Below are 10,959 nucleotides of genomic sequence, written 5' to 3'. Positions count from 1 at the left end.
TTATATCCACGAACGATTGAGTTCGGTCGTGCAGACCCTCCGTTTCCTGGCCGCCGCCGCGCTCGTGTTAGGGCCGGTGGCCCTGAGCGCGCCCGCGCAGGCCGACCCCGCCCCGCCCGCCGAGGACGCGCTGAAGGCGTCCTCCTACCCGCCGCCCTCCACGCTGATCAGCCAGGCCACCGCCGGGCAGCCCCGGCTGGAGACGGCCAAGAGGACCCGGCCGGTCGCGCCGGGCCTCTCGCTGACCTCGTTCGACACCTACGACGCGCAGGGCTGGCTGCGCGCCGACGCGCTGACCGCCGACCTCGGCGGCGGCAAGGGCGCGCCCAGGGCCGACTACGTCTTCTCCGGCGAGGTGACCAAGACCGAGCCGCTGTCCGGCCCCGCCGGTCGCTCCCGCGCCGTGGCGGCGGTCAACGGCGACTTCTTCGACATCAACAACTCCGGCGCCGCCCAGGGCATCGGCGTGCAGGACGGCACGCTGGTCCAGTCGCCGGCCGCCGGGCACGACAACGCGGTCGCCGTCACCGGCGAGGGCGTCGGGCGGGTGCTCAAGATGTACTTCGAGGGCACCGCCACCCCCTCCGGCGGCGCGCCGATCGCGCTCACCCAGTTCAACCAGATGGTGCAGAACGGCGGCGTCGGCCTGTTCACGCCGCTGTGGGGCTCCTACAGCCGGGCCCGCGCCGTCGAGGGCGCCGCCACGGTCGCCGAGGTCGTGCTGGTGGACGGCGTGGTCACCGAGGTGCGCAACGCCGCCGGCACCGGGCCCATCCCCGCCGGCACCACGATCCTGCTCGGCCGGGACGCCGGCGCCGCCGCGCTGTCGGCCCTGAAGGCCGGCGACCGCGTGGACGTGAAGTACCAGCCGAAGGCGTCGGACGGCGCCGCCGTCAAGGCGGCCGTCGGCGGCAACTACGTCCTGGTCAAGGACGGCGTCGTGCAGAACAGCGGCGACCCGGCCGCGCACCCGCGCACCGCCGTGGGCTTCTCCGCCGACGGCAGGAAGATGTACCTGCTGACCGTGGACGGCCGCCAGGCCGACAGCCGCGGCGTCACGCTCAACGAGCTGGCCGCCATGATGGTGGACCTGGGCGCGGCCGACGCGCTCAACCTCGACGGCGGCGGCTCCTCCACCCTGCTGGCGCGCGAGCCCGGCTCGGCGCAGGTCCAGGTGGAGAACAGCCCCTCCGACGGCGGCGAGCGCCACGTGCCCAACGGCCTGGCGCTGTACGCGCCCGAGGGCAGCGGCAAGCTCAAGGGCTTCTGGCTGGAGACGGCGAGCGACCCGGCCAAGGCGCCCGGCGTCGGCCCGGTCGCGGGCGGCCGTCCCGACCGCGTCTTCCCGGGCCTCACCAGGCGGCTGACCGCCGCCGGCTACGACGAGACGTACGGCCCCGCGGCCGGCACGCCGTCCTGGCGGGCCAACCCGGCCGTGCACGGCGTGATCAGGAACGGCCGGTTCCACGCCCTGGTGCCCGGCCAGACCACGGTCACCGCCGCGCGCGGCGGCGCCAAGGGCACGATCGACCTGACCGTGCTCCAGCCGCTGCAGCGGCTCGGCGCCACGGCCGACCGGCTCGGCATCGCGGGCGCCGGCGGCAGCGCCGCCTTCGGCGTCGTCGGCTACGACCACAATGGCAACTCCGCGCCCATCGAGCCGGACGACCTCACGCTCGACTACGACCGGAACCTGTTCGAGGTCACCCCGGCCGAGCACGGCTACTTCACCGTCAAGGCCCGGCAGGCCACCGGCTCCGGGCTGATCACCGCCAAGGTCGGCAAGGTCACCACGGCCGTGCCGGTGACGGTCGGCTTCGAGTCCAAGCCGGTCGCCGACTTCGAGGACGCGGCCAAGTGGACCTTCGCCGCCGCCCGCGCCACCGGGTCGCTGTCGGCCGCGCCGGGCCAGAGCGGCGGCGGGCTCAAGCTGTCCTACGACTTCACCACCTCGACCGCCACCCGGGCCGCCTACGCCGGCCCGCCGCAGCAGATCGTGGTGGACGGGCAGCCGCAGGCGTTCGGGTTGTGGATCAACTCCACCGGCAAGGGGGAGTGGCCCAGCCTGGAGTTCTACGACGCGCTCGGCCAGTCGCAGATCCTGCGCGGGCCGTACCTGACGTGGACCGGCTGGCAGTACGTCGAGTTCCCGGTGCCCGCCGGGGTCAACTACCCGCTCAAGCTCCGGCGCTTCTACGTGGCCGAGACCAGGGCCGACGCCAAGTACACCAACGACATCCTGATCGACGGCCTGGTGGCCAAGGTGCCGCCGTCGATCACCGCGCCGGCCGTGCCCAAGGTCGCCGACCCGGTGGTCAAGGCGGACGTGGCCAAGGCGCCCTGGCGGTTCGCGGTCATGTCGGACGCCCAGTTCGTGGCCAGGAACCCCGACAGCGACATCGTCAGGAACGCCCGCCGCACGCTCAAGGAGATCAAGGCCGCCAAGCCCGACTTCCTGCTGATCAACGGCGACCTGGTGGACGAGGCGTCGCCGGAGGACTTCGCGCTGGCGAAGAAGATCCTCGACGAGGAGCTGGGCGGAGAGCTGAAATATCACTACATCCCCGGCAACCATGAGGTCATGGGCGGCAAGATCGACAACTTCAAGGCCGTCTTCGGCGACACCTACGGCACCTTCGACCACAAGGGCACCCGCTTCGTCACCCTGGACACCTCCCGCCTGAACCTGCGCGGCGGCGGCTACGACCAGGTCGCGATGCTCCGCTCCGAGCTCGACAAGGCGGCCAAGGACGCCTCCGTCGGATCGGTCGCCGTGCTGTTCCACGTGCCGCCGCGCGACCCCACGCCGGGCAAGGGCAGCCAGCTCGGCGACCGGAAGGAGGCCGCGCTGGTCGAGGGCTGGCTGGCCGCCTTCCAACGCGACACCGGCAAGGGCGCGGCCTTCATCGGCGGGCACGTGGGCACGTTCAACGCCTCGCGCGTGGACGCGGTGCCGTACTTCATCAACGGCAACTCCGGCAAGAACCCGGCCACCGCCCCCGAGGACGGCGGCTTCACCGGCTGGTCGCTGTGGGGCGTGGACCCCGTGACGCCCGCCGAGGCCGAGCACGTGCGGCGCAACTGGTTCACCGACGCGCCCGACTGGATCGGCACGCAGGTGCGGCCGCACGTGGACGAGCTGACGCTGACCGCGCCCGCGACCGTCGCCGTCGGCGCGCCCGCGCCGGTCACGGCGGCGATCCGGCAGGACGACCGGGCCGTCCCGGCCGCCTACCCGGTCTCGGTCACCTGGTCCGGCTCGCCCAACCTGCACGTCGGCACCCGCCAGACGGCCAAGCCGTGGCACGTGGCGGTGCTCGACCCGGGCACCGGCACGATCACCGCCCTGCGGGCGGGACAGGTGACGGTCGCGGTCACCGTCAGCGGGGTCACCCGCCAGGCGACCGTGGCGCTCACCGCCAAGGCCGCCGCCTGAGGCCCCCGGCCGGGGAGGAAGCGCCCTCCCCGGCCGAAACCCTCTCAGATACCGAAATATCGGGATGAAGGGTTAAGAATCTAGGCAGTCATGGGATTCCCCCTCCTTCCTCCGGATAGCACTCCTGACGTGCGGGGACCTGCCCCCGCGAGGCGCGGGACCGGGGGAAGGACTGGGGGTTCGTCGGTGAACGCATGGACCTTCGAGGGACAACCCGGCGCGCTGGGCGACACGGTCACGCTCGTGGAGGGCGGCTCGTTCTGCGTGTGCCAGTGCGGCGGCGACATCGTCCCCGGCGGCGCGCAGGGCGTCTACCACGCCGACACCCGCCTGCTGTCCCGCTGGATGTTGCGCGTGGACGACCATCCCGTCGAGCCGCTGCAGGTCATCATGGGCGAGCCGTACCACGCCACCTTCCTCGGCAAGGCCCGGCCGCGTCCCGGATGGGCGGAGAGCACGCTGCTCGTCGTGCGCGACCGCTACGTCGGCGGCGGGCTGCGCGAGGACCTCACGCTGCGCAACATGTCCGAGGAGGCCGCGGGCTGCGTCGTGTGCGTGCAGGCCGGCGCCGACCTGGCCGACCTGTTCGAGGTGAAGTCCGAACGCAGCTGGCCCGCCGAGGACGTCGAGATGAACCCCGGCGAGCGCGGCATCGAGGTCTACTCGCCCAGCCGCGCCCGCGGCGCCAGGATCGCCGTCGAACCGCCCGGCACGCCGGTCGTCACCGCGCCGGGCCTGCTCACCTTCGACGTCGTGGTGCCCGCCCGCGGCGAATGGCACGTCACCGTGCTGGTGACGCCGGTCCACGAGGGCGAGGAGTCCTCGGCCCGGTTCCCGGTCGCCCATCCCCCCCACCACGCCGAGCCGGCCCGCCGCCTGGCCGAGTGGACCGCCAGCACCCCCGTCCTGGAGAGCACGAACGCCGCTCTCGTCGAGGCCCTGGCCCGCTCCCGCGAGGACCTGGGCAGCCTGCGCCTGTTCGACCGCGACCATCCCGACGAGCCGCCCGCCATCGCCGCCGGCGCCCCCTGGTTCATGACGCTGTTCGGCCGCGACTCGCTGCTGACCTCCTGGATGGCGCTGCCGCTGGACCAGACGCTCGCCCTCGGCACCCTGCGCAGGCTGGCCCGGCTCCAGGGCGCCAAGGTGGACGCGCTGTCGGAGGAGGAGCCCGGCAAGATCATGCACGAGCTGCGCTTCGGCGTCCAGGACGGCTCCTCGCCGTACGGCGGGCGGGCCTACTACGGCTCGGTGGACGCCACGCCGCTGTTCGTCATGCTGCTCGGCGAGGTGCGCCGCTGGGGCGTGCACCGCGAGGCGGTCGAGGAGCTGCTGCCGCACGCCGACGCCGCCCTGGCCTGGATCGAGGAGTACGCCAGCCGCGACGGCTTCGTCTGGTACCAGCGCAAGACCGACCGCGGCCTGGTCAACCAGGGCTGGAAGGACTCCTTCGACGGCGTCAACTTCGCCGACGGCACCATCGCCCGCCCGCCGATCGCCCTGGCCGAGGTGCAGGGCTACGTCTACGCCGCCTACCTCGCCCGCGCCCACTTCGCCTGCCAGCAGGGCGACGAGGCCGCCGAGCGGCGCTACGTGCAGCGGGCGCGGGCGATCAGGGAGGCGTTCAACGAGCGGTTCTGGCTGCCCGGCCCCGGCTACTACGCCATGGGCCTGGACGGGCGCGGCCGGCCCATCGACGGCCTCGGCTCCAACATGGGCCACTGCCTGTGGGCCGGCATCGCCGACGAGGACAAGGCCCGGCAGGTGGCCCGCCACCTGCTCTCGCCGGAGATGTTCACCGGGTTCGGGGTGCGCACGCTGGCCTCGTCCATGGGGGCCTACAACCCGATGAGCTACCACAACGGCTCGGTGTGGCCGCACGACAGCGCGATCATCGCCGCCGGGCTGATGCGCTACGGCCACGTCGAGGAGGCCCAGCGCATCGCCGTCGGGCTGCTGGAGGCCGCGCACGCCTTCGGGGGGCGGCTGCCGGAGCTGTTCTGCGGGTTCGGCAAGGAGGAGTACGCGCGGCCGGTTCCGTACCCGACGTCGTGCTCGCCGCAGGCGTGGGCCGCCGCCGCGCCCATCCAGCTCCTGCGCACGCTGCTGCGGCTGGACCCGTGGGTGCCGTACGGGAAGCTGTGGCTGGTCCCGGCGCTGCCCGAGGGGTTCGGGGAGGTGACGATCAAGGGCATGCCGGTGGGCGACTCCAGGGTCGGCATCCGCGTCAGGGGCGAGGACGGCACGCCGCTGGTGTCCGGCCTGCCCGACGGCGTCGAGCTGGTCACCGAACCGCGCTGCCCGATCAGCGGCGCCTGCCGCTCCGGCCCCGCCCGCAGGGCGCACGGCCTGCCGGCGCTGTGACGACCGGACCGACACGGGGGAGGTGCTGGAATGACGACGGAGTTCGAGGACGACTGGGAAGGCGCGCTGCGCATCGTGATGGTCGCTCCGCCCTGGGAGGAGGTGCCGCCGCGGGCCTACGGCGGGATCGAGCAGATGCTCGCCGACCTGATCACGGGCCTGTCCGCCCGCGGCCACGAGGTGACGCTGATCGGCGCGGGCAGCACAGGTCTCCCGGCCAAGTTCCTGGTCACCTACCCCGAGGCGCCCTCGGAGCGGATCGGCGAGGGGCTGCCCGAGGTGCTGCACGCCGCCCAGGCCTGGCGGGCGCTGGAAGGGCTGCCCGCCGACATCGTGCACGACCATTCGCTGGCCGGGCCGCTCACCGCCCTCGGCCGGGCGACCCCGACCGTGGTCACCTGTCACGGCGATGCCGGCGGCGAGCTGGGCGAGGTGTACCGGGCGCTGGGCGAGCACGTCAACCTGATCGCCGTCTCCGACGCCCAGCGCGCCGACGCCCCCGACCTCAACTGGATCGCCACCGTGCACAACGCGCTCGACACCGCCTCCTTCCCCTTCCGGGAGCACAAGGAGGACTGGGTGCTGTGGCTGGGCCGCTTCAGCCACAGCAAGGGCCCGCACCTGGCCATCGACGCCGCCCGCGCCGCGGGCCGCCGCATCGTGCTGGCCGGCAAGCTCACCGAGCCGTGCGAGCACGTCTACTTCGACGAGCACGTACGGCCGCGGCTCGGCCCCGGCGTCACCTACCTCGGCGAGGCCGACGCCGGACGCAAGCGCGAGCTGCTGGCCGCCGCCCGCTGCATGGTCTTCCCCATCCAGTGGGAGGAGCCGTTCGGCATGGTGGTGATCGAGGCCATGGCCTGCGGCACGCCCGTCGTCGCCATCGGCCGGGGAGCGGTGCCGGAGATCGTGGTGGACGGCGTGACGGGGTTCGTCCTGCGGGAGGCGGCCGAGCTGCCCGCGGCGATCGAGGCGGCCGGGCGGCTCGACCCGCGGGCCTGCCGCGCCCACGTCGAACGGAATTTCGGCGTGAGCGCGATGGCCGCGGCCTACGAGGCGGTCTACCGCCGCATGCTGGCCGCCCCCCGACCGGCGGGGCTCACCGACGAGCCCGCCGGGCGGTGACCCCGCCGGTCAGCCGGCCGCCGGCACGGTGTACTTCGCGGCCAGCTCCGACACCGCCGCCTCCTTGAGGACGACGGCGCCGCCCACCGCCTGCTTGTCGGGCTTGACGACGTAGGAGGCGCGCGAGGCGGGCCGGTCGAAGACGCTGAAGTCCATCGGCGTGCCGCCCAGCCCGGCCTCCCACGACTTCTGCGACCGGTGGGCCGCGACGATGCCCGCCCGGCTGAGGTCCTTGGCCTGGCACGCCTTGCGCAGCGCGTCGCCGACGATGACCGCCGCGGTCCACCCGGCCGCCACGCCGCTGTCCAGGGGCTGGCCGGCGTACTTGGCCCGGTAGTCGGCGATGAGCTTGGCGTAGGCGGGCAGCGGCGCGCTGATCGGGGCGCCCGCGGTCACGTAGAAGAAGTCCTTCAGCAGCGCCGGCGCGGCCGGGGTGGCCAGGAGCTGCGGGCTGTAGGCCGAGTTGCTGCCGACGAACGGCACGTCCATCCCGGCGGCCACGGCCACGCCGACCAGCGAGGCCGCCTGCCGCGGGCCGACCGAGACCAGCACGGCCCGCACGCCCGCCTTCCTGAACGCCGCCACCTGCGCGGTCATGTCCTGGTCGGTCGCCTTGATCTTCTGCTCGACCAGCGTGAGCCCCAGCTCGCCGGCGGCGTACTTGGACCCGGCGAGGGCGCTCTCGCCGTAGTCGCCCTCGAAGTACAGGTGGCCGATCCGGTCCCCGGCCTTGACGCCCTTCTCCTTCACCAGGAAGTCGACGGCGTTGATCATGTCCACGTCGTAGGTGGTGCCGGTGACCTGGATGGCCTGGCTGCCGAGCAGGCCGGTGGCCCACGCCATGGGCAGGGTGAGGATCTGGTCCGCGGTGATCCGGTCCTTGAGCGCGGTGACCATCGGCGAGCCGATGAACTGCGGGATCGCGGCCGTCTTCGGCGCGACCTCGGCGTAGGCGGCCATCGCCTTCTGCGCGTCGTAACCGTGGTCGCGGACGATGGTCTCGATCTTCCTGCCGCAGACGCCGCCGCCCTGGTTGACCTGCTCGAAGTAGAGCTGCTGCGCCTGGGTGAGGCTCTTGCCCAGCGAGGCGTAGGGGCCGGTCAGGTCGGTGAGCAGGCTGAGCGTGATCGTGTCGGCGGTGACGCCGGGGCCGGTCCTGACGCCGTCGCCGCCGGCGGCGGTGGCGGTCGCCCGGCCGCCGCCGGTGGCCTTGCCGCTGGCGCAGGCGGTGGCCGCCAGCCCCAGCGCCAGCAGCGCGGCCAGGACGGCCGTGCGGTTACGGGACATGTGAGCTCCTGGTCTTCGGGGACGGATCCGGTGACGGTGCAGCGGACGGGCGGCGCCGCCGTGACCGGCCGCGCAGGGCGCGCGGCAGGCCGAGCAGGCCGCCCGGGAGGAAGAGGACGACGGCGACGACGGCGGCGCCGTACAGGATGCGGGCGGCCTCGGCGGGGGACAGGCCGCCGCCGGAGCCGGACGGCGACACCAGGGGGATGGCGTCGCCGTAACGGGTCAGCAGCTGCGGCAGCAGGGAGACGAAGACGGCGCCGAGCACCGCGCCGCCCACCGAGCCCAGGCCGCCGATGACGATCATCGCGAGGTAGTCGAGGGAGAGCAGCATGCCGAAGTAGTCGGGCACGGTCCGCTGGAAGACCAGGGCCAGCAGCACGCCGGCCAGGCCGCCGTACATGGACGACAACACGAAGACGCCGGCCCGGTAGCGGGTGACGGGCACGCCCATCACCCCGGCCGCGATCTCGTGGTCGCGGATCGTGTTCAGCGCCCTGCCGGGCCGCCCGCGCAGCACGCCGCGGGCGAACAGCGCCGCTCCCAGCAGCGCCAGGCCGCCCAGGAACCACAGTCGCTCCAGCGCGCCGAACGGCACGTCCATGACGACCAGCTCCGGCCCGTCGGCGAAGGCGAATCCGAAGATCTCCATCGCCGGCACGGCACGCCCGTTGAACCCGCCCGTGACCGGCCCGGCGTTGAACAGCAGATGCTGCCCGCCGAAGATCAGCGCCAGCGTGGCGATGCCCAGGTAGGCGCCCTTGAGCCGGCCCGCGATCGGGCTGAACAGCCCGCCGGCGACCCCGGCCAGCGCCACCGCCAGCACCGCGGCCACCGGCGCCGGCAGGCCCAGGCCGCCCAGCGACGCGGTGGGCTCGGCGGCCAGGTAGACGTAGGCGTAGGCGCCGACGGCCAGGAAGAACGCGTGGCCCATGGACAGCTGCCCGGTCGCCCCGGTCAGCAGGTTGACGCCGATCGCGCCGATCGCCGCCGCCATCGCGAACAGGCCCGCCTGCAGCCAGAACCCCTCCAGGTAGAAGGGCACGGCGACGAATACGGCCAGAGCCACCAGTGACCCGACGGCCCTAGACACGGGCCCGCTCCCGCGTCCCGAACAGCCCGGCGGGCCGCAGCAGCAGCACGACGACCATGACGAGGAACGGCGCCACGTCGCCGATCCCGCGGCCGAGGAAGGCCAGGTCGTTCTGGTAGCCGGTGGTCAGTGCCTCGGTGACGCCGACGATCAGGCCGCCGGCCAGCGCGCCCGTGGTGGAGTCCAGGCCGCCGAGTATCGCGGCGGGGAAGGCCTTCAGCGCGGCCAGCGAGGAGCCGCGGTCCAGGCCGGGCGTGGGGAAGACGCACAGGAACAGCGCGGCCACCGCGGCCAGCGCCCCGGCCACGGCCCACGCGCTGACCGAGACGCGGCCGAGCCGCACGCCCATGAGCGCGGCCGTCTCGGGGTCCTCGGCGGTGGCCCGCATCGCCACCCCCCATCCGGTGTGCTTGAACGCCAGCAGGAACGCCGCGATCAGCACCCCGGCCACGACCAGCGCGACGACCCGGGTCTCGGCGACCGTGACGGGCCCGAGGCGCAGCACCCGCGAGCCCCACGGGTCGCCCATGGCCAGCACCTCGGTGCCGATCCGCCGGGTGAGCTCGGTGGTCAGCACGATGTCCACGCCGATGGTGACGATGGCCAGCACGCTGTGCGAACCGGCCTTCGAGCGGCGGATGACCAGGAACTCCACCAGCGCCCCGATGACCGCCGCCGCCACGACCCCGGCCAGCAGCGCGGGCCAGAAGCCGAGGTGGGGGTGCAGCCGCGCCACCACGTACCCGCCGGCCAGCAGCAGCGAGGCGTGCGCGAAGTTCACCACCTCGCTCGCCTTGAAGATGACGACGAAGCCCAGCGCGATCAACGCGTAGACGGCCCCCAGCGAGACCCCGTTGACGAGCAGCTCCACAAAGGTGATCACTCGCTCTCCTCCACGCCCAGGTACGCGCCGATGACCGCCGGGTCGTTCTGCACCTCGGCGGGCGGCCCGTCGGCGATGCGGCGGCCGAAGTCCAGGACGGTCACCCGGTCGGCCAGCCGCATGACCATGCCCATGTCGTGCTCGACCAGCAGGACGGACAGGCCAGGCTCTCCCGTACCGACCTGATCAGCCCGGCCATCTCCAGCCGCTCGCCGCCGTTCATCCCGGCGACCGGCTCGTCCAGCAGGAGCAGGCGCGGTTCCATGGCCAGGGCCCTGGCCAGCTCGACCCGCTTCTGCACGCCGTACGGGAGCAGCCCGACCGGCGTGTCCAGCACCGCGGCGAGCCCGGCGAAGGCCGCGATCTCGGCGACCCTGGCGGCGTGGGCGCGCTGCTCGCGGCGCGCGGCCGGCAGGCCGAGCCCGGCGGAGACGAACCCGGCCCGGGTGAGCCGGTGGCGGCCCAGCAGCAGGTTGTCGCGCACCGGCTGGTGCGGGGAGAGCGCGATGTTCTGGAACGTGCGGGCGACGCCGAGCGCGGCGATCCGGTGCGGGCGCAGCGCGGTCAGCTCGCTCCCGCCGAACCTGACGCTGCCCGAGGCGGCCCGGCAGACGCCGGACAGCACGTTGAAGCAGGTGGACTTGCCCGCGCCGTTGGGGCCAATGAGCGCGTGCACGGTGCCGGGCGCGACCGTGAAGCCGACGCCGTCCAGCGCCGTCAGGCCGGCGAAGCGGACGGTCACATCGCGCACCTCCAGGGCGGGCATACCAT

At 73.6% G+C, this 10,959-nt stretch carries 6 protein-coding genes and 1 pseudogene; 3 read left to right on the top strand and 4 right to left on the bottom strand.

Annotation, left to right across the window (positions count from 1 at the left end; genetic code table 11):
• Positions 1-28 precede the first annotated feature (28 nt).
• The 3 genes from ACFYYW_RS22190 to ACFYYW_RS22180 all read left to right on the top strand — a co-directional run bounded on the left by ACFYYW_RS22190 (position 29) and on the right by ACFYYW_RS22180 (position 6,925).
• Entirely contained in the window at positions 29-3,436 is a 3,408-nt protein-coding gene (locus ACFYYW_RS22190; protein WP_387650979.1) for a phosphodiester glycosidase family protein, read from the top strand.
• A 186-nt stretch (positions 3,437-3,622) separates the two neighbouring features.
• Positions 3,623-5,800, top strand: coding sequence for a glycogen debranching N-terminal domain-containing protein (locus tag ACFYYW_RS22185; protein ID WP_387650977.1), 2,178 nt, complete (start codon positions 3,623-3,625; stop codon positions 5,798-5,800).
• A 30-nt stretch (positions 5,801-5,830) separates the two neighbouring features.
• Positions 5,831-6,925: a glycosyltransferase family 4 protein gene (locus ACFYYW_RS22180; protein ID WP_387650975.1), complete on the top strand. Its 1,095-nt coding sequence runs from the start codon at positions 5,831-5,833 to the stop codon at positions 6,923-6,925.
• Positions 6,926-6,934: 9 nt separating this feature from the next.
• Here the strand turns inward: ACFYYW_RS22180 and ACFYYW_RS22175 are convergent, their stop codons facing one another.
• From ACFYYW_RS22175 to ACFYYW_RS22160, 4 genes and pseudogenes are all read right to left on the bottom strand, one after another.
• Positions 6,935-8,212, bottom strand: coding sequence for an ABC transporter substrate-binding protein (locus ACFYYW_RS22175; protein ID WP_387650973.1), 1,278 nt, complete (start codon positions 8,210-8,212; stop codon positions 6,935-6,937).
• On the bottom strand, positions 8,202-9,305 hold the full coding sequence (locus tag ACFYYW_RS22170; protein ID WP_387650971.1) for a branched-chain amino acid ABC transporter permease: 1,104 nt from the start codon (positions 9,303-9,305) through the stop codon (positions 8,202-8,204). Before ACFYYW_RS22170 ends, ACFYYW_RS22175 begins: the two co-directional genes overlap by 11 nt.
• Entirely contained in the window at positions 9,298-10,188 is an 891-nt protein-coding gene (locus tag ACFYYW_RS22165; protein WP_352330127.1) for a branched-chain amino acid ABC transporter permease, read from the bottom strand. Before ACFYYW_RS22165 ends, ACFYYW_RS22170 begins: the two co-directional genes overlap by 8 nt.
• Positions 10,185-10,954: pseudogene (locus ACFYYW_RS22160) on the bottom strand (ABC transporter ATP-binding protein). Before ACFYYW_RS22160 ends, ACFYYW_RS22165 begins: the two are co-directional and overlap by 4 nt.
• Positions 10,955-10,959: the final 5 nt, after the last annotated feature.

This window comes from Nonomuraea sp. NPDC001831, from assembly GCF_042892035.1.
GTDB lineage: Bacteria > Actinomycetota > Actinomycetes > Streptosporangiales > Streptosporangiaceae > Nonomuraea.
Note: the sequence above shows the minus strand (reverse complement) of the source record. Positions and strands in the feature narration are given on the sequence as shown.

What these genes read in the sequence shown, in the direction of transcription:
- ACFYYW_RS22180 (WP_387650975.1), top strand. Translation starts at nt 5,831, where the DNA reads ATGACGACGGAGTTCGAGGACGACTGGGAAGGCGCGCTGCGCATCGTG.
- ACFYYW_RS22175 (WP_387650973.1), bottom strand. Translation starts at nt 8,212, where the DNA reads ATGTCCCGTAACCGCACGGCCGTCCTGGCCGCGCTGCTGGCGCTGGGG.